Consider the following 24,486-nt stretch of genomic DNA (forward strand, 5'->3'; position numbering starts at 1 on the left):
TGTAATCAGAAGTTGTCGGCCGAACTCAGCTTTACTGTAGCCAACCGTGGGTCATCAAGGCAGTTTATTTGCGAGCGTCCGAATGTTCTGCTGAGGCTGCATCCGCTTTGTCACCCAGGTACCAGCCCACCACTCCCCACAGCGCTGCGCAGGCAGCGCCCACCAGGGCGATCAGCAGCACGCCGTGTCCGAGCAGGTCGAGCAGGCTCTTCACCCAGCCACTGAAGGCATCGCCGCCGCGGTAGACCACCGTGTCGATGAAGTTCTTCGCCTTGTATTTGGTTTCGGCGTCCAATGGGGCGAAGAGCATTTCGCGACCGGGACGTACGAAGGCGTATTCGCCGATGCGGCGCACGATCATCAGCCCAGCCAGCATGGCGAAAGTGGGTGCCAGCGCCAGGCCGACGAAGCCCAGGCAGACCAGCGCCGGCACCAGCGCCAGCAAGGTCTTCACTCCCAGCCGTTGCGCCAGCCGGCCGGTGATGAACAACTGCGCGATGAGCGCACCGGCCTGGACCACGAAATCGATGATGCCGAATACCCGCACCTGTTCCTCGCGACCGGGGAACCGTTCGGCGACCAGACGGGCCTGTTCGAAATACAGAAAGGTGCTGACCGTGGCCAACAGCACGACGAAGGCGCAAATGCCCAGCAGGTAGCGCGATTGCAGCACACGCGTCAGCCCACTGAACGGGTTGCCGGCCACCGGCTTGCGCGGGCTTTCGGCGTGCGCGGCACCCGGCCGCCCTGCCCCGTGCTCGGCACGCCAGCTCATCAATCGGTGTTTCAGCAAGATCGCGACGCCAAGCAATGCTGCCGCCAGTATCGACAGCCCGCTGGCGCCGATGGCGCCGACCAGCAGCGCGCTCGTGGCCGGCCCCGCCAGGCCGCCGACGCTGGCTCCGGCGGCGATGAACGCGAACAGGCGCTTGGCCTGGGCGCCATCGAACACATCGGCCATCAGGCTCCATGCCACCGAGATGACGAACAGGTTGTAGACCGAGATCCATACGTAGAAGATTCGCGCCAGCCAGATGCCCTGCTCGGCAGCAGCGAAGGCGGCGGCGAACAGCAACAGGTTGCCGCCGAAGAATCCGTATACCCAATCGATGTAGTGAAGCCTGGGCACCCTGGAGTTGAGCCAGCCGAACAGCGGCACGGCCACCAGCATCGCGACGAAGGTGGCCGTGAACAACCATTGCAGGTTTTCCACACCGCCCTGGATGCCCATGGATTCGCGGATCGGCCGCAGCATGAAGTAGCCGCAGAACAGGCAGAAAAACAACGCGAACGCGGCCAGCGCTGCCCGTCCTTCATCGGCTCGGGCATTGATCGCCTGACGCAGACGCGCGCTGACGCTGATCATGGCTTGCGCACCTCAGGCGAATTCGGCGGCGATGCGTTGCAACTGGCCGGCATCGGGCAGGCGGCCCTGGCCGGCCAACAGGTTGTCGAGGACATAGCGCGGCTGCGAGGTGGCTGGAATCACCGTGGTGACCGCAGGGTTGGCCAGCACGAACTTGAGCATCAACTGGGCCCATGAACTGGCATCCAGCTCGGCCGCAGCCCACTCGGGAAGAGCGCGGCCTTTGACCTTGGCGAACAGCCGGCCAGCTTCGAACGTGCGGTTGATCAAGGTGGCTATGCCGTGATCGGCGCAGTACGGCAACAGGGTACGCTCGGCGTTGCGCGCGCCTATCGAGTAGTTGACCTGGACGAAATCGACCGGCTCTTTCTTCAGCACGGCCAGCAGCTCGTCGTGAGCCGATTCCACGTAATGCGTCACGCCTATGTAGCGAATACGGCCTTGGGCCTTGAGTTCACGCAGCAACGCCAACTGGGTACGGGTGTCCTGCAGGTTATGGACCTGGATGAGGTCGATCCTGTCGGTCTGCAGCGCCTTGAAGCTGGCTTCGATCTGGCGCATGCCGGCCTCGCGACCGGTCGCAGATACCTTGCTTGCGAGAAACACCTTGTCGCGCGCGCCGGCCTGGTTCACCAGGTCGCCGGTCACCTGCTCGGCGCGACCATAGCTGGGCGCCGTGTCGATCACCCTGGCGCCACCGTCGACGAAGGCCCTGAGCACATCGCGCAGCGGCGCCATGTCTGCCGAAGCGGGGTCGACGTTGAATGTCTGCGAGGTACCCAGGCCGATAGCCGGAAGCTGTTCCCCGGAGGCGGGAATCTTGCGCTGCAACAAGGGTTGTGCGGCGAATGCGAGGGGTGACATGAGCGAGCCCCAGCTGGCGGCTGCGCTCAACATGGCAGTGTACTGAACGAATTGGCGGCGGGTCGGCATGGAGTAGCCCCTCAGGGTTTTCACGCGAGTCGGGAAGACATTTCCCACGAAGATGGCAGACCCCAGTATGGCCAAGCACACAGGACTCGGGGCGCCATCCATGACAAATGAAACATCAGGACAACAAATTTTCGACCGCGCGATTGCATTACAGCAGGCCCAAACGACACGCCCCCGGGCAATGTAATTGCGCCGGGGGCGTTTTTTGTCATGCAACTGCTGGATGAATCAGTGCATGAACAGCGCGATCAAGATGATGATCGGGATAGGCACACCGAGGAAAAACAAGAGAATCGAGCGCATGGCAGTACTCCTTGATCAGCGAATCGAAGTGGGTGCGTGAGTGCGGGTGCGGTCGCGTTCATGCCAGACCACGGCATCCCGGCTGCGGCCACCGAAGGTCGCCGCGAAGCTGGCGAAGAACGCGCCGCAGAGCAAGGCGACGAACGTCCATAGCGCCGTGGCGGCAGCAACCTTCTTGGCGGTATCGGCGGCCTGGCGGGCGGCCATTTCAGCGTCTTCGACCGACTTCAACGCCTGACCGTAGACCTGATCGACGCGCTGCTCGGCCTGAGCCTGGGTCAAGTTGGTACGCTGGCTGACCAGTTGCGCCAGGTAGGCGCGGTCTTCACCGGCGAGCTGACCGTCGTTGCTCACCGTCCGGGCGAAGATGCGGGTCACTACGGCATGGGCCGCGTCGTCGCTGACCGCTACCGGGCGGTTGTCGCGAAACAGCATGTCGACGAAGTAGCCATACGGGTCGCTGGCGTTGTCATTCGCGGAATTGCCCGCTGCCACGGCGGCACCGGAGGCAACGCTGGCGCCGGCCTGCACGCCGCCACCGATCGCACTGCCGACCGAACCCAACACCAGCATTGCAGTGACCAGCGAGGCCACCGCCCACGCCAGGAAGCCGTGCGCGGTATCGCGGAAGTACACCTCGTCGCCGTGCATGTTGGCCCACTTCACCCGCAGGCGGCCGGCAATATAGCCGCCCATTCCGGAGGCGACGATTTGCGTGAACGTCAGCCAGATTACCGTGGAGACGCCGAGCGTAGTGGCGCTCACACCCTTGTCGGCCCAAGGCGATATGGCCGAAAAGCCAAGACCGAAGCCGAGCACCACCAGGATCATGGACAAGGCGGCGGCACCCGCTGCGCCGGCGAAGATCGCGGCCCAGGAAACACCAGAGTGATTGGAACTGTCCGTCGAAGCGGATAGCGCGGCAGCAGGAGGAAGGTGGTCGGCAGGGGTCATCATTATTGTCGTGCTCCTAGCAGGTTCAACGTGTGTGATCGCTCACGAAATGCTTGCGGGAAGAACACTGCACCACACGTGCCACGCGGGATAAAAATAATAGCTTTTGAAATCATCAGTTTAGGTAACTAACCTAAACGTGAACTCATGCAATTTGCCCGAACCGTCAACGCTTGACCGGGCTTTCTGCATTGTTCTGTAACGCAAACGAGCTTGACTACTGACGAGTGGTATTTTTCTGCTCCGCAGGATAGAACTCACCTTCCATGTTCTGCTTGTCCAGCGCAGTACGCAGCCTGGCCTCGACTGCCGCAACGGCAGGGTTGTCGCAAATGTCAGCGACGACCAGCCACAGCCGCTGCAGGTTCTGCTCGTGAGTGCCCTCACTGAGCATTTCGTGGCTGACAACGGGCCTTCCACGCCAGAAACACAGGGTGTCGACCTCGCTTTCTGCACTGAACGTACACGCCGGGCCCGCTAACCAGATTTCACTGACGGTGCGCAGATTGGTTTGTTCTATATCGTGTTGCTGGATTCTAAGTCGCATTGCATTACCCATTGCGCAGGAACGATACGGCTTGGAACCCACCGCACATGCCCAAGTTCTACCGGGAATGCCATTGTCGAGAATGCCCCTGTCGGGCCAGACCCTGCTCGTTGAAAGGAGATGGAACATGAAAAACCTGATCACAGCCCTGGCGCTGGGCGCGTCGCTGGCCCATGCCAGCGACGGCAACCCGCTGGTTGCCGAACGCTGGCAGAGTCGTCCACTGATCGTCATTGCGCCTGATGCACGCGATGCCACCCTGGTCGACCTGCGCACCGCGCTGGCCAAGCCGGTCAACCGCGAGGCGTTCGTCGAACGTGAAATGGTGCTCTACGAAATCGTCGGCGGCCGGGCCAGCCGCAATGGCCAGCCGTTGAGCAATGAGGCCAGCGCGGCGCTGCTCAAGGCGCTCAGGCACCCGGCCGATGCCCAGGCCAGGGTCTTGCTGGTGGGCAAGGACGGCGGCATCAAGGTCGACCAGCCGGGGCCCGTCGATCCGCAGGCTTTGTTCAGCACCATCGACCGCATGCCGATGCGCCAGGGCGAGTGAATCGACGATTCAGATGCCTTCGCGGGCGATGTCCATGGCGAAGTAAGTGAAGATCAGGTCGGCGCCGGCGCGCTTGATCGCGCCCAGGCTCTCGCGGACGATACGCTGCTCGTCCACCGCGCCTGCCTGGCCGGCAAACTTGATCATCGCGTATTCGCCACTGACCTGGTACGCAGCCAGCGGCAGGCGCGACGCCTCGCGGATATCGCGAATGATGTCGAGGTAGGCCCCTGCAGGCTTGACCATCAAGGCGTCCGCGCCCTCCTGCTCGTCGAGCAGCGATTCGCGCACGGCTTCGCGACGGTTCATGGGGTTCATCTGGTAGGTCTTGCGATCACCCTTGAGGGCCGTGCCACCGGCTTCGCGGAACGGGCCGTAGAACGACGACGCGAATTTGGTCGAATAGGCCATGATCGACGTGTCGAAGAAACCGGCTTCGTCCAGCGCAGCACGGATCGCCTGCACCTGGCCGTCCATGGCCGCCGACGGTGAAATGAAATCGGAACCGGCGCGCGCCGCAACCACGGCCTGCTTGCCAAGGTTGATCAGGGTCGCGTCGTTGTCGACATGATCACCGTGCAGAACCCCGCAATGGCCATGGGAGGTGTACTCGCAGAAACAGGTGTCGGCCATGACCACCATCTCTGGAACCGTGTCCTTGCAGATACGGGCAATGCGCGCCACCAGGCCGTCTTCGTTCCAGGTGTCGCTGCCATCGGCGTCTAGGTGGTGGGATACACCGAACGTCATCACCGATTTGATGCCGGCACGCGCGTAGCGCTCGATCTCGCCCGCAAGCTTCGACTCGGGAATGCGCATGACTCCCGGCATGCTGTTGATGGGCACGAAGTCGTCGATCTCTTCTTCGACGAAAATCGGCAGCACCAGGTCGCCAAGATTGAATTCGGCTTCCTGGAACAGGTCGCGGAAAGAAGCGTTGCGGCGCAGGCGGCGCGGCCTGGCGGAAGGAAACTGGCTGGGCATCATGGATTCCACTGATAAGGGCGTACGGCATCGAACGGGCAAGCTTAGGCCGGGAGACGGGCGCCGGGCAAACCGGATTTCGATAAAGCTGAGTTGCACGGCAGGTAACAATTGGTTGAAGTGCAGAGCACGGCCTTGCAACGCAACTTACCCGGCCGCTCAAGGGTCAACCCTGACGACATCTTCACCGCGATTTCCTCGCGAACTCAATGTGGGATCGAATCAATATGACAAATCAGATTTCCAATCCAGCCAGTTCCACCGCGACCGACCAGCTGTGCATCAATACCCTGCGCACGCTGGCCATGGATGCCGTGCAGAAAGCCAATTCCGGGCATCCCGGCACACCCATGGCCCTGGCGCCGGTGGGCTATACCCTGTGGAGCCGCTTCCTGCGCTACCACCCCGAGCATCCCGACTGGCCCAACCGCGACCGTTTCGTGCTCTCCGCCGGCCATGCTTCCATGCTGCTCTACGGCCTGCTGCATCTGGCGGGCGTCGAAGAAATCGACGCGCACGGGACCAAGACCGGCCAGCCTGCCGTCAGCCTGGACGACATCAAGCAGTTTCGCCAGATGGACTCCAAGACTCCCGGGCATCCCGAATACCGTTTCACTACCGGTGTCGAGACCACCACCGGGCCGCTGGGCCAAGGTTGCGCCAACAGCGTTGGCATGGCCATGGCTCAGCACTGGCTTGCGTCGCGCTTCAACCGCGACGACCTGAAGCTGTTCGATTACAACGTCTACGCGATCTGCGGCGACGGCGACATGATGGAAGGCGTCAGCAGCGAGGCCGCGTCGATGGCCGGCCATTTGAAGCTGGCCAACCTGTGCTGGATCTACGACAACAACACGATCAGCATCGAAGGCCACACCGAACTGGCGTTCAGCGAAGACGTGCTGACCCGGTTCAAGGGCTACGGCTGGAACATCTTGCACGTTACCGACGCCAACGATACCGAAGCGTTGGCCAAAGCCTTCGAGCAGTTCACCCAGAACCGCGACGCGCCGACCTTGATCATGGTCGACAGCGTGATCGGCTACGGCGCGCCGAACAAACAGAACACCGCCGCTGCCCACGGTGAAGCGCTGGGTGACGATGAAATCAAGCTGGCCAAGAAAGCCTACGGCTGGGATGAGAACAGCAGCTTTTCGGTGCCTGACAGCGTGGCTCATCATCTGCGTGACACCTTGCTGAGCAGCCATGGTGAACGCCATGCGCAGTGGGAACGGCAGTTGCAGACACTGGCAGAACGCGAACCCGACCTGGCCGAGGAACTGCGGCGCATGCGCGCTGGGGAAATGCCCGAAGGTTGGCAGGCCGAACTGGAAGCCTTCGACACCGACGCCAAGGGTGTGGCGACGCGTGCCGCGGGCGGCAAGGTGCTGAACGCGTTCGCCAAGAAGATTCCCTGGTTGCTGGGCGGCTCGGCCGATCTGTCGCCGTCGACCAAGACCAACCTGACGTTCGACGGTGCCGGCAGTTTTTCGGCAACCCAGCCTGGGGGCCGCAATCTGCACTTCGGCATCCGCGAGCACGCCATGGGCGCGATCGCCAATGGCCTGGCGCTGTGCTACATCCGTCCGTACACCTCGACCTTTCTGGTGTTCAGCGACTACATGAAACCGCCGATTCGCCTGGCGGCGATCATGGAGTTGCCGGTGGTGTTCGTCTTTACCCACGATTCCATCGGTGTCGGTGAAGACGGCCCTACCCATCAGCCCATCGAGCACCTGACCCAGCTACGTGCCACCCCAGGGCTGCTGACGTTGCGCCCAGGCGATGCCAACGAAACCACCCAGGCTTGGAAGATTGCCTTGGCGCAGACTGATCGGCCGTCGTGCATCGTGTTGTCGCGTCAGCCTATGGCGACCCTGGATCGCGAGCGCTTCGGCAGTGCCGAGGGTGTCGCCCGTGGCGGCTATGTGTTGGCCGACAGCGAGGATCCGCAGGTGATTCTGATCGCCACTGGCAGTGAAGTGGGCCTTGCCGTGCAGGCCTATGAGCAGTTGCATGAGCAAGGTATCGCGGCGCGTGTGGTCAGCCTGCCGTGCTGGGAGCTGTTCGAGGAGCAGGATGCGCAGTACCGCGAGCAGGTGCTGCCGGCTGCGGTGACTGCGCGCGTGGCCATCGAGCAGGCCGGACCGCTGGGTTGGGATCGCTACGTGGGTGCCACCGGTGCGAAGGTGGTGATGAACAGCTTCGGGGCCTCGGCGCCGATCGAGAAGTTGCAGGCCAAGTTCGGGTTCACCGTGGACAATGTGGTGAAGCTGGCGAAAGAGCAGATCGGCTAGCCCCATTTCGGCGGCGCGGTCTGACACCCTGTAGGAGCGGTCCGCGGCCGCGAAATGAGCGGCGCGGTGAGTCTGGAACTCCGCGGCGTTGCTTTCGCGGCCGCTGACCGCTCCTACGGTATCAGGCTCCTGTGTAGGAGCGGTCTTTGGCCGCGAAACGGGCGGCGCGGTGAGTCTGGAACTCCGCGGCGTTGCTTTCGCGGCCGCTGACCGCTCCTACGGTATCAGGCTTCTGTGTAGGAGCGCTCTTTGGCCGCGAAACGGGCGGCGCCGTCCATCGGCGGCTCCGCGGCGTCCCATTCGCGGCCAAAGACCGCTCCTACGGATGCATGCAGCGCCGCGCACCGGCTAGAATGGCTGCATTCGCCTGCGCCTTTCGCATGCACCCTGCCGTGAAGCCGACCCCATGTCTTTCGATCTTCTGTCCAATCTCAGCGTCACGCCGAGCATCCTGCTCATTCTCGTGCTGGTCGCATTCGTGGCCGGGTTCATCGACGCCATCGCTGGCGGTGGTGGCCTGCTCACCACGCCGGCCCTGCTCACTGCAGGCTTGCCACCGCACCTGGTGCTGGGCACCAACAAGCTCAGCTCGACCTTTGGCGCCGCGACTGCAAGCTATACCTTCTACAAACGCAAGCTGTTCCATCCGCGGCAATGGAAGAATGCCCTGCTGGGCACCCTGGTCGGCGGATTTCTCGGTGCAGGTGCGGCGCACTACATGCCCGCCGAATGGCTGAACCGGATGCTGCCGGTGATCGTCTTCGCCTGCGGCCTGTACCTGCTGTTCGGCGGCACACCCAAGGCGCCGCTGGACAGCCACGCGCCGATCAAGCGCAAATGGCAATTGCCCCAAGGCTTGACGCTGGGCTTCTACGACGGCGTGGCAGGCCCCGGCACCGGGGCCTTCTGGACCGTCAGCACGATGCTGCTGTACCCACTGGACCTGGTCCGCGCCAGCGGCGTGGCGCGCAGCATGAACTTCGTCAGCAACATCGCCGCACTCACGGTGTTCATCATCAGCGGTCAGGTCGACTGGCTGATCGGCCTGAGCATGGGCCTGGCAGTGACGGTGGGGGCGTTCTTCGGCGCACGCACGGCGATCGGCGGCGGCGCCAAGTTCATCCGCCCGGTGTTCATTACCATCGTGCTGGCCCTGACCGTGCGGCTAGCCTGGCAGCACTGGTTCGGGCAGGCCTGAGCGGCGCGCCACATACAGGTCGATGAGGTGTCGGGCAATCGAGCGCCCGGCCGGCAGGGCCGGCAATGCATCAATGCGAAACCACTGGGCGTCCTCGATTTCGTCGAGCTGGGGCACGATCTCGCCGGCGGCGTATTCGGCATGGAAACCCAGCATCATCGAATGCGGAAACGGCCAGCATTGGCTGCCGATGTACTGGATGTTGCGTACGCTCACCTGCACCTCTTCCATCACCTCACGGCGCAGGCAGTCTTCGGCAGACTCGCCCGGCTCGGCAAAGCCGGCCAACGTGCTGTAAACACCCGGCACGAACCGTGGAGAGCGAGCCAGCAAGACTTCATCGCCGCGGGTGACCAGTACGATCATGCTCGGCGAGATCCGCGGATAGCTGCGCAACTCGCAGCGCGCGCAATGCATCGCACGTTCACCTGGCACCTGCAATGTCGGGCCGCCGCAACTGCCGCAAAACCGATGCTCACGCGCCCAGGTGCCGATCTGCGCGGCATAGCCGAGCATGCGGTAGACCTGGAAATCGCCTTCGAGCATGAACTGCCGCAGGCCCTGCCAGTGGCAGCCGTCCGGTGCGTCCGGGCTGCGCAGCTCCAGAAGGTAAACCGGCCGGCCGTCGAAATGCCCGATGCCGTGTTCGGTCAGGACATCGATGGGTCGCTGCCTGAGCCAGTCACGCTCGAACAGTACGCCTTGGGCGTTGCAGAGAAATCCCTGGCTGCTGCGAGCCACGGCCCAGCCACCGGGTTGTGCGGTATCGAGCACCGCTGTGGTCCAGCGTTCACTCATCGAATCGAATCCTCGTCTTGCCGCCGCGCGATCATTCCACGCGCGCGCCCACGGCGGCGGCAGCGCGGGCCTGGGCCGGGTTCTGCGCGCGGTACAGGTTGAGCGCGGTATTGATGATGCCCAACTGGCTGAACGCCTGGGGAAAATTCCCCAGCATGCGTCCCGCCTGTGGGTCGTACTGCTCGGCCAGCAGGCCAACGTCGTTGCACAGACCGGCCAGGCGCTCGAACAGCCGTTCGGCGTCGGCCATGCGGCCTTGCAGCACATAGACATCGGCCAGCCAGAAAGAGCACACCAGAAAAGTCCCTTCGCCAGGGTCCAGGCCATCGACCCCGTGGGCGGTGTCGTAACGCAGCAGCAGACCGTCGCGCATCAACGTGCTCTCGATACGTGCCACGGTCGCCACCACCCGCGGATCGTCCGGCGGCAGGAAACCGGTCAAGGCAATCTGCAGCAGGCTGGCATCGGTATGGGTCGAGCCATAGGCCTGAACGAAATGCCCCAGCTGCGCATCGATGCCCCGGCTGCAGACCTGGGCATGGATGCGGTCGGCGACGGCGCGGTAACGCGCGGCCTGCTCCCGTCCCTCCTCTGTGGGCTCGGCGAGGTTCGCCGCACGGTCGAAAGCTACCCAGGCCATGACCTTGGAGTGGGTGAAGTGCTGCGGGGCACCGCGAATCTCCCAGATTCCCTCGTCCGGCTGCTCCCAGATGCTCTCCAGGTACGGCAGTATGACGCGGAAAATCGCGGCGCCACGCGGGTGTCGCGGTAGCCCGGCGCGGATGGCCTGGCTCATGGCGTCGGCCACTTCGCCATAGACATCCAGCTGCCGCTGGGTCGCGGCGCCGTTGCCGATGCGCACCGGCGCCGAACCCTCGTAGCCCGCCAGCCATGGCAGGGTCTGCTCGGGCAATCGGCGCTCGCCGGCCAGGCCGTACATGATCTGCATCTGCTCGGGGTTGCCGGCAACCGAACGCATCAACCACTTGCGCCAGGCAGCGGCTTCTTCGTAGTAGCCCAGGTTCATGAAGGCCAGCAAGGTCATGGTGGCATCGCGCAGCCAGCAGTAACGATAATCCCAGTTGCGCTCGCCGCCCAACTGCTCGGGCAGCGAGGTGGTGACCGCAGCGACGATGCCGCCCGTGGGGGCATAGGTCATGGCCTTGAGGGTCAACAGCGAGCGCTTGACCAGCGGCGTCCATGCCCCCACGTCGGGGCAGCGCTCGGCGAACTCATGCCAGTAGCGCTCGGTTTCGGCCAGGCAGCGGTCGGCATCCACGGCCGGTTGCAGCGGCAGGTGCGAGGCCTGGAAACTCAGCCGATAGCACAGCCGCTCGCCGGCGGCGACCGTGAAGCGGCTGCCGGTGCGGTGGTCCACCGCGTGCAGGTCGGACGCGCTGCGCAACACCAGCATGTCGGGGCCGGCCACCGCAGTGAGGGTCCGGGGATGGGCCTGCTCGACCCAGGGCACGCTGCTGCCGTAGTCGAAGCGCATGACCAGCTCCATGTCGAAAGCGACCTTCCCGCTCAGGCCGACCACCGTGCGCACTACGCAGTCCTGGTCACCCACCGGCATCCAGTCGACGAGCATGGCGCTGCCGTGCTCGGTATGGAACACCGTCTCCAGGATCATCGTGCTGTCGCGGTAGCGGCGCTCGGTAGCGGTCAAGGCATCGCTGGGGCAGATACGCCAGCGGCCGTTTTCGCTGTCACCCAGCAGGGCCGAGAAACAGGCAGGGGAATCGAAACGAGGAAAGCACAACCAATCCAGCGAACCCGACTTGTCAACCAGAGCAGCGGTACGGCAGTTGCCCAACAGGGCATAGTCTTCGATCAGTGCCGGCATGGAACCCTCATGACCACGGGCGCGGACCGGAAGTCGGTGCCACGCCGGAAAACTGTATCAACGTCGAGCGCGGGGCAATATCAGCTCATGAATGGCTTGCGCCACGCCGTCTGCCGCATTGCTGGCGGTCACTGCATCGGCCTGGTCGCGCACCGCCTGCTCGCCCTGGCCCATGGCCACGGAAAAACCGGCCCGCTTGAACATGGCCACATCGTTGGCGCCGTCACCCAATACGGCGGTGTTGGCCAGGTCGATGCTCAAACCGGCAGCCAAGGTTGCCAGGGCTTCGCCTTTGTTGGCCAACACCGCGGTGATGTCCAGATAATACTGCTGCGAGCGTGCCGCAATCGCCTTGCCGCTCAGCGGCCCCTGCAGCTGCCGTTCCAGATCGATCAGCAGTTGGAAGTCGCTGGAGGTGGCGACCATCTTGTGCACGCGGTCCTGATAGGGCGTGAAATCGTCGACGATCAACGGCTCGTAGCCCAGAGCGTGCAGCTCCTTGGGAAAATAGTGAGCGTCGCGGTCGCGTGCCAGCCACTGGTCGTCGGCGAACACCCAGACGTCCAGCCGGTGCTCGGCAAACAACGCCAGGCAAATATCGACCGCCGCGCGCTCCACCCAGTGGGATTGCAGCTCACTGCCGTCGGGATTGACCAGTACGCCACCGTTGAATGCAGCGGTCGGCAGGTCGATTCCCAAGGTCTGGATCTGTTGGCGCATGGCCCGCGGCGGGCGGCTGCTCGCCAGGGTAAACCGCACCCCTGCCTCGCGCAGCTGCGCCACCGCCTCGATAACCGCTGGGCTCAGGCTGTGATCGGGCATCAGCAGGGTGCCGTCCATGTCGCTGAGGACGAACTGGATGAGGTGTTCCGAAGCCGCACTCATCCCAGTCGATGCCAGTGGTGGCCATCGCGTGCCAACAACTCGTCGGCCGCCTCCGGACCGTCTTCGCCCGCCGCGTAGGTGGCAATGCTGCCGCCCTCGCGCCAGGCGTCGAGGAACGGCTGCACGGCGCGCCAACCATTTTCGATGTTGTCGGCGCGCTGGAACAGGGTCTGGTCGCCGATGAGGCAGTCGTAGATCAACGTCTCGTAGCCCGTGGACGGCTGCATCTGGAAGAAGTCCTTGTAGGCGAAGCCCAGCTTGACGTTCTCCAGCTCCATTGCCGGGCCGGGGCGTTTGGCCTGCAGGTCGAACCACATGCCCTCGTCTGGCTGGATCTGGATCTTCAGGTAGTTGGACTTGAGCCGGTCTACTTCGGTGTCGCGGAACTGCGCGTAGGGCGCCGGCTTGAAGCAGATGGCGATCTCGGTGTCGCGCACGCTCATGCGCTTGCCGGTGCGCAGATAAAACGGCACACCGACCCAGCGCCAGTTGTCGACCATGACCTTGAGCGCCACGTAGGTTTCGGTGCTGCTCTGCGGGTCGACCTTGGGCTCCTCGCGATAGCCGGGCTTGTCGCCCTGCCCCGCGGTGTACTGGCCACGGACCGAATTCTTCAAGGCATCGGCCTTGGACCAGGGGCGAATGGCGCCGATCACCTTGGCCTTCTCGCCGCGGACCGCGTCGGCGCCGAAGGCCGCCGGGGGCTCCATGGCAATCATCGCCAACAGCTGGAACAGGTGATTGGGGACCATGTCGCGCAACGCGCCGGTCTGGTCGTAGAAATTGCCACGGGTTTCAACCCCGACCGTTTCGGCGGCAGTGATCTGCACGTGGTCGATGTAGTGGTTGTTCCAGAACGCTTCGAAAATACCGTTGGAGAAACGGCTGACCAGAATGTTCTGCACCGTCTCCTTGCCCAGGTAATGATCGATGCGATAGATCTGCTTCTCGCTCATCACGCTCAACAGGCAGGCGTTGAGCGCTTCGGCGGACGCCAGGTCGTGACCGAAGGGTTTTTCGATCACCACCCGGCGAAAGGCGTCAGGCTGCTCCTTGAGCAACCCGCTGCTGCCCAGTCGCTGCGCCACTTCACTGAAGAAGCGCGGCGAGGTGGCCAGGTAGAACATGGCATTGCCGGTACCGTTGACTTCGATGCGCTCGGCAATCGCCTGGTAGGTGGCGTCGTCGAGGAAGTCGCCGGAAATGTAGCTGATGCGCTTGCGCAGCTTGGCCCAGAGCGCCGGATCCAGCACTTTGTCCGGCTCGTCGATGCCCTTGGCGCGCGCCTGTTCGATGATGAAGGCTTCGAGCTTGGCGGCGAAGTCCGCGTCGCTCACCTCGTTGTGATCGACCCCGACAATGTGCAGGCCGTTGTCCAGCAGTCCATCCCGGCTCAAATTGTACAAGGCCGGCATCAGCAAGCGTTTGACAAGGTCGCCATGGGCGCCGAACAGAAACAGGGTTGACGGTGGAGCGGCATCTACTTTCGAGGTCGCTCTACTCATTTGGGAACCTCGACGTGACCGCCGAAGCCGAAGCGCATCGCCGAGAGGATCTTGTCACCGTAGGTCGCGTCCTGACGCGAGCGGAAGCGCGCGAACAAGGCGCTGGACAACACCGGTACCGGCACGGCCTGTTCGACCGCCGCGTCGATGGTCCAGCGGCCTTCACCACTGTCCGACACCACGCCGGAATATTGGCTCAGCTGCTGATCGCTGGCCAGGGCATCGGCCGTCAGGTCGAGCAACCACGACGACACCACGCTGCCGCGACGCCAGACTTCGGCGATGTCGGCCAGGTTGAGGTCGAAACGCTGATCTTCCGGCAGCTCGCTGCTGGACTTGGTCTTGAGGATATCGAAGCCCTCGGCGAAGGCCTGCATCATGCCGTACTCGATGCCATTGTGGATCATCTTGACGAAATGCCCGGAACCGGCCGGACCTGCATGGATGTAGCCACGCTCGGCACGATCGTCCGAACTGTTGCGATCACGGGTACGCGGGATGTCGCCCATGCCCGGCGCCAGGCAGTCGAACAGTGGGTCGAGACGTTCGAAGATGTCCGGCTCGCCGCCGATCATCATGCAATAGCCGCGGTCCAGGCCCCACACGCCGCCAGAGGTGCCGACGTCGACGTAGTGCAACTGGCGTGCCGCCAGTTCGCGTGCGCGGCGGATGTCATCCTTGTAGAAGGTGTTGCCCCCGTCGATGATCACGTCGCCCGGCTCGAGCAGATCGCCCAGCTGGGCGATGGTCGCCTCGGTCGGAGCGCCGGCGGGCAGCATGACCCAGACCGCGCGCGGCGTGTCCATCTTGCTCACCAGATCGGCTAGATCGGCGGCCCCGATGGCGCCCTCACCGGCCAGGCCATGCACTGAATCCTGATTGCGATCGAAGACCACCGTTTGATGACCCGCGCGCATCAACCTTCTGGCGATGTTGCCGCCCATGCGGCCCAGCCCAATGATTCCCAGTTGCATGCGAGAGCTCCACTCTATGTTGCTTGAAGAAGATATTTCTTGAACGGTGTTGTCCTGAAAGCCTGTACGGGTATTGCCCGATCGAGCTTCCAAGTTAGTCCCGGACGATACCGGTAAGTTTCCGAGTATACCTTTGGTCGATTGCGACGCTGGGCAAAACTTGGCTTTTTTTGTCGATTTCATCAACGTTCATACCTGGGATCCGACACAAATCGCAACGGTTTGCGAGGCAGGCATGGACGACCGCGCAAAAGCGCTTTCGGCGCACAGCCAAAGTGCGCTGGAAGCCCTCTGGCAGAGGCCTGTAGTACGAGTGTGCCAATAATTATCGGCCGTCAGTCGCGCGCCTGGCCCAAAAAAATGGCGGATCTCCTACACTCAGGCCACAGGCGATGTATCGCTTGGAAATCCGATGCAAAAAACTCGAAACTTTTTGCAAATCAGACAGGTCAGGATAGGGAGCAGGTTATTTGATGTTTCTTGTCCGCCAAGCCTGCCATCCCGTGAATCATTGCAGCCTGCGGCAGGAACGCCGTTGCCTGCGGCGCCTGTGCGTGTGTAAGCGGGAAGCGCTAATCGATCAGCGCTTTTTTTAGAGTCAGGATCTGCCATACAAGTACGTAATGCACGGGAGAGAACAATGATCAGTGCCGCTGTCGAAAACCACGGAGAGCGTTTCAACAGGCAAGCGGCGGAACCCGCCCACTTGCAGGTTCCCACGCCTACCAGCAAAGCACTGCAGACGCCGTCTGGCGCCCACAAACAAAAAGTTCTTTTCGTGACATCGGAAATTGCCGACCTGGTCAAGACCGGCGGCCTGGGTGACGTGTCGGCGGCGCTGCCACGCGCCATGAGTCAGGTACATGACGTTCGCGTACTGATTCCCGGCTACCCGCAAGTGCTCAACAGCGACAACCCGATTCACGTGGTCGGCGAACTCAGCGGCCATGCCGCCCTGCCACCGTGCAAGATCGGCCGCATGGACATGCCCGACGGGCTGGTCATCTACGTGTTGCTCTGCCCAGAACTGTATGAGCGCGACGGCACCCCCTACGGCGCCAACAACGGCCGCGACTGGCCGGACAACCATATCCGCTTCGCCCGCCTGGGCCTGGCAGCCGCCGACATCGCCGCAGGCCAGGGCATGGTGCACTGGAAGCCTGACCTGGTGCACGCCCACGATTGGCCTGCCGGCCTGGCGCCTGCCTACATGCACTGGCGCGGTCTGCGTACGCCTACCCTGTTCACCATCCACAACCTGGCCTACCAGGGTGTGTTCAGCCGTGGCTGCTGCCCGGAGCTGGGCGTTCCCAACCATGCGATGCAGCAGGACGGCATGGAGTTTTTCGGCAAGCTGTCGTTTCTCAAGGCCGGCATGGCCTACGCGAACCACATCACCACGGTGAGCGCGACCTATGCCGAAGAGATCACCACACCCGAATTCGGTTGCGGCCTGGAAGGCTTCCTCAGCAGCAAGGCGCAGCAAGGCAAACTCAGCGGCATTCCCAACGGCATCGACGCCAGCTGGGAGTCGGCCACCGACCCGCACCTGGTCTGCCCGTTCAGCCTGAACGACTGGGAAGGCAAGGCAGTCAATGCGGCCCACGTGCGCAAGCTGTTCGAAATCGAAGAATCTGATGGCCCCCTGTTCGCCGTGGTGTCCCGCCTGGTCTACCAGAAAGGCCTGGACCTTACCGAAGGCGTGACACAGTTCATCGTCGAAAACGGCGGCCAGGTGATCATCATCGGCCGCGGCGAGCCCGAGGAAGAGCAGGCCATGCGCGAGCTCGCCCTGCGCTTCCCGGGTCGCGTGGGTGTACGCATCGGCTTCAACGAAACCGATGCGCGACGCATGTTCGCCGGCAGCGACTTCCTGCTGATGCCGTCACGCTACGAGCCCTGCGGCCTGAGCCAGATGTATGCACAACGCTTCGGCTCGCTGCCCGTGGCGCGCAACACCGGCGGCCTGGCCGACACCATCGAGGACGGGGTAACCGGTTTTCTGTTCGGCGAGTCGACCATCCAAAGCTACAAGGCCGCCCTGGCGCGCGCCTTCTATGTCTTCGGCAAGCCTGAACTGTTGAATGCCATGCGCTGCCGCGCGATGACCCAGCCTTTCAACTGGAGCGAGGCGGTGGAGCCTTACGCCGAGCTTTATCAGGCGCTGGTTCATGGCAGCAAGACTTCTGCGAATCATAAATAACGGCGATCAATCAATAAATGGAAGAGGTTTCATCGATGCCTTCACGGAAAACTGAAACCTGGTCCCACGGTGCAGTAATGCAGGACTCCGGGCTCACTCACTTTGCATTGTGGGCACCGGACGCTTTCTCGGTCGGGCTGCAGATCGCCGACGGCGAATCGTTGCCCATGCTCGCCGGCAACGACGGCTGGTTCACTTTGGAACACAAGTGCGCGGCCGGTACCGCCTACCGTTTCGATATCGATGGCGAGATGGCAGTGCCTGACCCGGCGTCCCGCGCCCAGCAGGGCGACGTGCATTCAGCCAGCCTTGTAGTCGACCCGCTGGCCTACAGTTGGCAGAACACCAGCTGGCTGGGCCGGCCATGGTCCCAGGCGGTCATCTATGAACTGCACGTGGGTGCGCTGGGCGGCTACGCCGGTGTCGAGTCCCACCTGGCACGCCTTGCAGCCCTGGGCGTCACCGCGATCGAGTTGATGCCCATCGCCGAATTCCCCGGCGAACGCAATTGGGGGTACGACGGCGTCCTGCCGTATGCCCCGGAAGCCTCCTACGGCACACCCGAACAGCTCAAGCATTTGATCGATTGCGCACACGGCCATGGCCTGATGGTGATCCTCGATGTGGTCTACAACCACTTCGGCCCCGATGGCAATTACCTCGGCCGCTACGCCAAGGGCTTCTTCCGCCACGACAAGAAAACCCCGTGGGGCGATGCCATCGACTTCCGCCGCGATGAGGTAAGAAGTTTCTTCATCGATAACGCGGCCATGTGGCTGCTCGAATACCGTTTCGACGGCCTGCGCTTCGACGCCGTGCATGCCATTCAGGACCCGACCTTCCTGCAAGAGATGGCCACCACCCTGCGCGAGCAGGTCGGCGCTGATCGACACGTCTGGCTGATGCTGGAGAACGAGCACAACCAGGCTCATCTGCTCGAGCAAGGTTACGACGCGCAGTGGAACGACGACGGTCATAACGTGCTGCATGCACTGCTGACTGGCGAAGACGAGGCGTACTACGCCGACTTCAGCGAACAGTCGACCGAAAAACTGGCGCGGTGCCTGAGTCAGGGTTTCATCTATCAGGGCGATACCAACCAGAAGGGCGAATCGCGTGGCGAACCCAGCGGTCATCTGCCGCCCACTGCCTTCGTGCTGTTTCTGCAGAACCACGACCAGATCGGCAACCGCGCCATGGGTGAGCGCCTGAGTCTGCTGTGCAGCGAACCGGCCCTGCGCGCCGCCACTGCCTTGCTGTTGCTGTCGCCGATGATTCCCATGCTGTTCATGGGCGACGAGTGGGCCGCCGACGAGCCGTTCCTGTTTTTCACCGATCACCACGGCGAATTGGCCGAAGCGGTCCGCGAGGGGCGTCGCGCCGAGTTTGCCGCGTTCGACGCCTTCGCCAACGAAGCAACCCGGGCGAAGATTCCCGATCCGAACGCTGCCAGCACGTTCGAAGCGTCGCGGCCGGACTTCGCCGAATTCCAGTTCCGCCAGGACGGGGCCTGGGTGCAGTTGTATCGCCAGTTGCTGGCCTTGCGCCGCGACGAGATCGTGCCGCGGCTCGATGGTGCCCAGTCACTGGGTGCGCAGGTATTGGCCGACAAGGCGGTGACGGCAAAATGGCGAATGGGCGATGGCAGCGTGTTGCGCATCGATCTGAACCTGAGCGAGGCGACCGTGCCGGCCCATCTGCAGACCGAACACCTGCTGTTCGACAGCCGGCCCCAGAACGACACCACCACCGTACTGACCCAAGGACTGCCCGCCTTTACCGCTCTGGTCAGCTTGATTCCGGCGGGTGACTCGGAGACAGCGGTATGACCGAACAACGCCAACTCCACGATCTTGCCGAGCGCGCCGGCATCGCCGTCGACTGGACCGATGCCAATGGCAAGCCGCAGACGGTTGCCGACGGTGTCCTGCGCAAGGTGCTGCGTGGCCTGGGCCACCCTGCCGATTCAGTGCAAGAGGTCGAGCAAAGCCTGGACGAGTTGCGCAAGACGGCACAGTCGCATCGCCTGCCCCCACTGTTGACGGTCGAACACGGCCAGCCGCTCGATCTTGCGCGGTTCTTCGAGCCGGGTACGGCCTGCGAAGTCAAGCTGGAAGACGGCAGTACGCTGTCGCTGAGCCTGGACAAAAACGGCGCCCTGCCCGGCCTGTTGCCCGTCGGTTATCAGGACGTGCACATCGCGCAGCAGCATTTCACCCTGGCTGTAGCGCCACCACGCTGCTTCAGCGTCGCCGACGCCTATGGCCAGGACACGGCCCACGCCTGGGGGCTGGGTGTTCAGTTGTACGCAGTGCGCCGCAGCGGTGATGGCGGCTTCGGCGATACCCAAGCCCTGGAAACGCTGGTGCGCAGTGCCGGCGAGCGCGGTGCCGATGCCTTGGCGATCAGCCCCATGCACGCCATGAGCAGCAGCGACAACACGCGCTACAGCCCCTACTCGCCTTCGAGCCGGCTGTTTCTCAACAGCCTGTACGCGGCACCTGCCGCGGTGCTCGGTGAAGACGCCGTGCGCACCGCTATCGAAACTTCCGGGTTGGGCGATACCCTGCACGCGCTGGAAGCGTTGCCTTTGGTGGACTGGCCAGCTGCCGCCGGGGCCAAGCAGCGCTTGCTGCGTGCGCTCTATGACAGCTTCTGCCAGAACGAACACCCCCTCAATGCGGATTTCAACGCGTTCCGCCACACCGGTGGCGAAGCGCTGGAGAATCACTGCCGCTACGAGGCTTTGCAGGCTGACTTCAAGGCTCGCGGTGAAAGCCTGGACTGGCGCCAGTGGCCCCAGCAGTGGCATGACCCGCGCGGCACGGCCGTAGCCGAGTTCGCTGCAGCCCACGGCGATGAGATCGCTTTCCATGCATTCTGCCAATGGCTGATCGACCGCTGCCTGGCCAAGGTGCAGCAAGCGGCGCGCAGCAGCGGCATGAAGATCGGTCTGATCGCCGACCTTGCCGTGGGTGCCGACGGCGCCGGTAGCCAGGCCTGGAGCCGTCAGGACGAGTTGCTCGCCGACCTGACCGTGGGCGCGCCGCCTGACATTCTGAATCGCTCGGGGCAAAGCTGGGGCATCTCGGCATTCTCGCCCGAGGGTCTGCAGCGCAATGGCTTCCGCGCATTCATCGAGATGCTGCGGGCCAATTTCGCCCACGCCGGTGGCCTGCGCATCGATCACATCATGGGCCTGCAGCGCCTGTGGCTGATTCCGGCCGACGCCAAGCCCGGCGAAGGTGCCTACCTGCAGTTTCCCATCGACGACATGCTGCGCCTGCTTGCACTCGAATCCCACCGTCACCAGGCCGTGGTGCTGGGCGAAGACCTCGGCACGGTGCCCGATGGCTTGCGTGAGAAGCTGGCAGCCCGGCAGATGCTGGGGATGCGCGTGCTGCTGTTCGAACAGAACGACGGCGTGTTCATCGAGAATCAAGCGTGGCCAGACAACGCCCTGGCCACCTCGACCACCCACGACCTGCCGACCCTCAACGGTTGGTGGCGCGGGCGTGACATCGATTGGAACCGCGACCTGGAACTGATCGACGAGCCGACCGAGAAACACTGGCGCGAGACCCGCGAACACGAGCGTCGCGCTTTGCGCCAGGTGCTTGCACACGAACTGCAGCAGAGCCAGGTGGAGGGCGTGGACGACATCGATGCGATGATCGACGCCAGTACCCGCTTCCTTGGCCAGACCCCTGCTCCGCTGGTATTGCTGCCGATCGACGATGCCTTGGGTATCGAGGAACAGGCCAACCTGCCGGGCACCATAGACAGTCATCCCAATTGGCGCCGCCGCTACAGCGCCCATGCCCAGAATCTTCTCGACGATGAAGACGCTGCCAGACGCCTAGAGCTGCTGGCCTGCGCCCGCCAACAAGCCAGTGAGCGTTACCGATGAAAAAAATGACGGCCAGCGTTCGGCTGCAGTTGCACAAGGATTTCACCCTGGATGATGCCGCTCGCCTGGTGCCGTATTTTTCCCGGCTCGGCATCAGCCATGTGTACGCGTCTCCCATTCTCAAGGCCCGCCCCGGCTCGATGCACGGCTACGACGTCGTCGACCCGACCCAGGTCAACCCCGAACTGGGTGGCCAGCCCGCGCTGGAGCGGCTGATCGCAGCGCTGCGCGAGCAGGACATGGGTTTCATCCTCGACATCGTGTCCAATCACATGGCCGTGGGGGGTGCGCACAACCCGTGGTGGCTCGACCTGCTCGAGTGGGGGCGTCGCAGCCCGTATTCGGAGTTCTTCGACATTCAGTGGCACTCGCCCGACCCATTGCTCGAAGGCCAGTTGCTGTTGCCCTTTCTGGGCAGCGACTACGGCGCGGCCCTGCAGGGCGGTGAACTGGTGCTCAAGTTCGACGCCGAGCAAGGCAGCTTTTTCGTAGAGCACTATGAGCATCGCTTTCCGATCTGTCCGATCGACTACCCGCACATCCTGGCGGCGTCGGGCAATGCACCGGTCAGCGAGTTGGGCGCGCGCTTCGCCAATCTGCATGGCAGCGACGACGCGTACGGCGAGGCTCGCGCGCTGCAAGCCGACCTGGCGACCCGTGTCGCCAGCGGCGGCCTGAACGATGGCATTAAAGCCTCCCTGGCCCAGTTCGATGCCACCAGCGACGAAGGCTTCAACCGCCTGCACGAGCTGCTGGAGCGACAGTCGTATCGACTGGCCAGCTGGCGCACCGCTGGTGACGACATCAACTGGCGGCGCTTCTTCGACGTCAACGAGTTGGGTGGCCTGCGTGTCGAGCGGCCGGCGGTGTTCGAAGCGACCCATGCGAAGATCTTCGAACTGATCGGCGCAGGCCTGGTGGACGGCTTGCGTATCGACCATATCGACGGCCTGGCCGACCCGCGTGGCTACTCGCGTAAACTGCGACGTCGGGTCAACGCCCTGTTGCAGCAGCGCCCGGAGTCTGCGCGCATCGATCACGTACCGATCTACGTCGAGAAGATTCTGGGTGCAGGCGAAACACTGCACCGTGACTGGCAGGTCGATGGCACCACCGGCTACGAGTTCATGAACCAGGTGTCGTTGCTGCAGCATGATCCTGACGGCGAGCAGCCACTGGGCGAGCTGTGGAGCCGAGTCAGTGGCCGCCCCAGCGAGTTCATCGAAGAAGCCCACGTTGCTCGCAACCTGGTACTCAACGGTTCCCTCGCCGGCGATTTCGAGTCCGTGGCCCAGGCCTTGCTGCAAGTGGCCCGCGGCGACTTGATGAGCCGCGACCTGACCCTGGGCGCCATCCGCCGAGCGCTGCAAGAGCTGATCGTGCACTTCCCGGTGTACCGTACCTATATCAACCCGTGCGGACGCCCGGCTGAAGACGAAGCTTTCTTCCAGAAGGCTATGGACGGCGCACGCGGTACGTTGGGCGAAGCCGACTGGCCGGTACTCGATTACCTGCAGCGCTGGCTGGGTGGCGAACGCTGGCGCGCGCTGCCCATCGGGCGTCGACGCAAGCTGATTCGCCACGCCTGCGTGCGCTTCCAGCAACTGACGTCGCCGGCGGCGGCCAAGGCTGTCGAGGACACTGCATTCTACCGCTCCGCCGTATTGCTTTCGCGCAACGACGTCGGTTTCGAGACCGAACTGTTCGCCGGCACCCCGGAAGCGTTCGACCAGGCCTGTCAGCAGCGCCTCGAGCATTTCCCGGACAATCTGCTGGCCACTGCCACCCACGACCACAAGCGTGGCGAAGACACCCGTACGCGCCTGGCCGTGCTCAGCGAGCGCGCACCCTGGTACGTCGAGCAAGTGCAGCAATGGCTGGAGCTGGCTGCGCCCCTGCGCAGTGCCTTCGGCGAGAGCCATGCACCGAGTGGTGGCGACGAGCTGATGCTTTACCAGGCACTGCTGGGCAGCTGGCCGCTGGACTTGCGCAGTGACGACGTCGAAGGCCTGACCGCCTACGCCGAGCGCCTGTACCAATGGCAGCAGAAGGCGTTGCGCGAAGCCAAGCTGATCAGCAGCTGGAGTGCGCCAAACGAAGCCTACGAAACCGCCTGCCGCGACTTTCTCGAGCAATTGCTGCTAAGCGACAAGGGTCGCCCGCTGCGCGATGCCATTGCCGCCGCCAGTCGCACCATTGCGCCCAGCGGCGCGCTGGACAGCCTGGTGCAAACCCTGCTGCGCATGACCGTGCCAGGCATCCCCGATCTGTATCAGGGCGCCGAGTACTGGGATTTCAGCCTGGTCGATCCGGACAATCGTCGTCCGGTGGATTACCCCGCACGCGAACATTCGCTCGACGCCCGCCCTGCGGTCAGCGAATTGCTGCAAGACTGGCACGATGGTCGCATCAAGCAGGCCATGATCCAGCGCACGCTTCAGGCTCGTGCCGCACACCCGGCGCTATTCCGGGACGGCAGCTACCAGAAGCTCGACGTCCAGGGTGTGCATGCCGATCGCATTCACGCGTTCGCTCGCGTACTGGACGGCACGACGGCCATAGTGATCGTGCCCCGTCTGGCCAGCGGCCTGTTGGCCGATGCCCAGACGCCTTTGATCGATGCCAGCGCTTGGGGCGACACCCGTGTCGTTTTGCCATCGGTGCAATCCGGGGCTACATTGAAGGGACTTTTCTCCGACCACGCAGTCACAGCAGAGAAGGAATTGTTGGTGAGCACTGCGCTGAAAGAGTTTCCCGTCAATCTCTTCCTACAAAGTGAGCTGTAATAAGGAGCGTTGAAATGAGTGCCGACGATAAACGAGTCCGCGAATTCGCCTATCAGATCTGGGAATCCGAAGGTCAGCCCGAAGGGCAGGACGAGCGCCATTGGGAGATGGCACGCAAACTGGCCGAGGCTGAGGCGCTAGCGCCTTCCAAGCCGGCCAAGGGCAAAGCTGCGGCCAAGCCCAAGGCGGCCGCTCAGCCCAAGCCCAAGCCAGCTGGCGAGGGTCCTGCTGCCAAACCCAAGGCCCCGGGCAAGGCTGCTGAGCCAGCCGATGCAGCAGCGGATCCCGCCGCCAAGGCCGACGGTGCTGGCAAGCCACCGGCACCGAAGAAGCCGCGTCCACCGAAAAAGCCCGCTGCAAAGTGATACCCGCCCGCGTACTGCCGCTACCTGGCACGCGGGCACATCTTCCGTCGGTCCAGCCCCAGGGCTGGATGGCTGCAGTTAC

At 63.4% G+C, this 24,486-nt stretch carries 18 protein-coding genes; 8 read left to right on the forward strand and 10 right to left on the reverse strand.

Annotated features, from left to right (window positions below):
• Positions 1–64: 64 nt before the first annotated feature.
• From ONG87_RS11180 to ONG87_RS11195, 4 genes are all read right to left on the reverse strand, one after another.
• The gene (locus ONG87_RS11180) at positions 65–1,366 is read right to left on the reverse strand and encodes an NTP/NDP exchange transporter (RefSeq protein ID WP_264381244.1); all 1,302 of its coding nucleotides are present in this window, start codon (positions 1,364–1,366) and stop codon (positions 65–67) included.
• 12 nt (positions 1,367–1,378) lie between these two features.
• Positions 1,379–2,299, reverse strand: a complete 921-nt coding sequence (locus ONG87_RS11185) for an aldo/keto reductase (RefSeq protein ID WP_122477867.1) — start codon at positions 2,297–2,299, stop codon at positions 1,379–1,381.
• Between the two features lie 318 nt (positions 2,300–2,617).
• Positions 2,618–3,559 (reverse strand): hypothetical protein, encoded by a 942-nt coding sequence (locus tag ONG87_RS11190; protein ID WP_264381245.1) that lies wholly within the window; start codon positions 3,557–3,559, stop codon positions 2,618–2,620.
• 214 nt (positions 3,560–3,773) lie between these two features.
• Positions 3,774–4,103 (reverse strand): hypothetical protein, encoded by a 330-nt coding sequence (locus ONG87_RS11195; protein WP_264381246.1) that lies wholly within the window; start codon positions 4,101–4,103, stop codon positions 3,774–3,776.
• A 127-nt stretch (positions 4,104–4,230) separates the two neighbouring features.
• On the opposite strand from ONG87_RS11195, the gene ONG87_RS11200 reads away from it, so the two are divergent.
• Positions 4,231–4,653, forward strand: coding sequence for a DUF4174 domain-containing protein (locus tag ONG87_RS11200; RefSeq protein WP_264381247.1), 423 nt, complete (start codon positions 4,231–4,233; stop codon positions 4,651–4,653).
• A gap of 9 nt (positions 4,654–4,662) precedes the next feature.
• Here the strand turns inward: ONG87_RS11200 and hemB are convergent, their stop codons facing one another.
• Positions 4,663–5,637 carry a porphobilinogen synthase gene (gene hemB, locus ONG87_RS11205; RefSeq protein WP_264381248.1) on the reverse strand — a complete coding sequence of 325 codons (975 nt, stop codon included), beginning with the start codon at positions 5,635–5,637 and terminating at the stop codon, positions 4,663–4,665.
• Between the two features lie 227 nt (positions 5,638–5,864).
• On the opposite strand from hemB, the gene tkt reads away from it, so the two are divergent.
• Positions 5,865–7,934, forward strand: coding sequence for a transketolase (gene tkt, locus ONG87_RS11210; RefSeq protein ID WP_264381249.1), 2,070 nt, complete (start codon positions 5,865–5,867; stop codon positions 7,932–7,934).
• 406 nt (positions 7,935–8,340) lie between these two features.
• On the forward strand, positions 8,341–9,132 hold the full coding sequence (locus ONG87_RS11215) for a TSUP family transporter (protein ID WP_192059626.1): 792 nt from the start codon (positions 8,341–8,343) through the stop codon (positions 9,130–9,132).
• On the opposite strand, the gene nudC is transcribed toward ONG87_RS11215, so the two are convergent.
• The 5 genes from nudC to gnd are packed head-to-tail and all read right to left on the reverse strand — an operon-like array spanning position 9,100 to position 15,140.
• Positions 9,100–9,930, reverse strand: coding sequence for an NAD(+) diphosphatase (nudC, locus tag ONG87_RS11220; protein ID WP_264381250.1), 831 nt, complete (start codon positions 9,928–9,930; stop codon positions 9,100–9,102). The two genes, ONG87_RS11215 and nudC, sit on opposite strands and share 33 nt — an antisense overlap.
• Positions 9,931–9,961: 31 nt before the next feature.
• A complete protein-coding gene (locus tag ONG87_RS11225) occupies positions 9,962–11,776 on the reverse strand; it encodes a glycoside hydrolase family 15 protein (RefSeq protein WP_185793245.1) in 1,815 nt (604 codons plus the stop codon).
• A gap of 57 nt (positions 11,777–11,833) precedes the next feature.
• Positions 11,834–12,661: a Cof-type HAD-IIB family hydrolase gene (locus ONG87_RS11230; protein WP_264381251.1), complete on the reverse strand. Its 828-nt coding sequence runs from the start codon at positions 12,659–12,661 to the stop codon at positions 11,834–11,836.
• Positions 12,658–14,166 (reverse strand): glucose-6-phosphate dehydrogenase, encoded by a 1,509-nt coding sequence (gene zwf, locus ONG87_RS11235; protein WP_185793243.1) that lies wholly within the window; start codon positions 14,164–14,166, stop codon positions 12,658–12,660. The genes ONG87_RS11230 and zwf overlap by 4 nt, the downstream gene beginning before the upstream one ends.
• Entirely contained in the window at positions 14,163–15,140 is a 978-nt protein-coding gene (gene gnd / locus ONG87_RS11240; protein ID WP_122477848.1) for a phosphogluconate dehydrogenase (NAD(+)-dependent, decarboxylating), read from the reverse strand. The genes zwf and gnd overlap by 4 nt, the downstream gene beginning before the upstream one ends.
• Before the next feature lie 640 nt (positions 15,141–15,780).
• Between gnd and glgA the strand changes: the two genes are divergently transcribed.
• The 5 genes from glgA to ONG87_RS11265 are packed head-to-tail and all read left to right on the forward strand — an operon-like array spanning position 15,781 to position 24,404.
• Positions 15,781–17,343, forward strand: a complete 1,563-nt coding sequence (glgA, locus tag ONG87_RS11245) for a glycogen synthase GlgA (protein ID WP_264381252.1) — start codon at positions 15,781–15,783, stop codon at positions 17,341–17,343.
• 35 nt (positions 17,344–17,378) lie between these two features.
• Positions 17,379–19,172 (forward strand): malto-oligosyltrehalose trehalohydrolase, encoded by a 1,794-nt coding sequence (treZ, locus tag ONG87_RS11250; protein ID WP_264381253.1) that lies wholly within the window; start codon positions 17,379–17,381, stop codon positions 19,170–19,172.
• A complete protein-coding gene (gene malQ / locus ONG87_RS11255; protein ID WP_264381254.1) occupies positions 19,169–21,253 on the forward strand; it encodes a 4-alpha-glucanotransferase in 2,085 nt (694 codons plus the stop codon). Before treZ ends, malQ begins: the two co-directional genes overlap by 4 nt.
• Positions 21,250–24,039, forward strand: coding sequence for a malto-oligosyltrehalose synthase (locus ONG87_RS11260; protein ID WP_264381255.1), 2,790 nt, complete (start codon positions 21,250–21,252; stop codon positions 24,037–24,039). Before malQ ends, ONG87_RS11260 begins: the two co-directional genes overlap by 4 nt.
• Positions 24,040–24,053: 14 nt before the next feature.
• Entirely contained in the window at positions 24,054–24,404 is a 351-nt protein-coding gene (locus ONG87_RS11265) for a DUF2934 domain-containing protein (protein WP_192055273.1), read from the forward strand.
• Positions 24,405–24,486: the final 82 nt, after the last annotated feature.

The organism is Pseudomonas sp. MM227, from assembly GCF_947090715.1.
GTDB classification, from domain to species: Bacteria; Pseudomonadota; Gammaproteobacteria; order Pseudomonadales; family Pseudomonadaceae; genus Aquipseudomonas; species Aquipseudomonas baltica.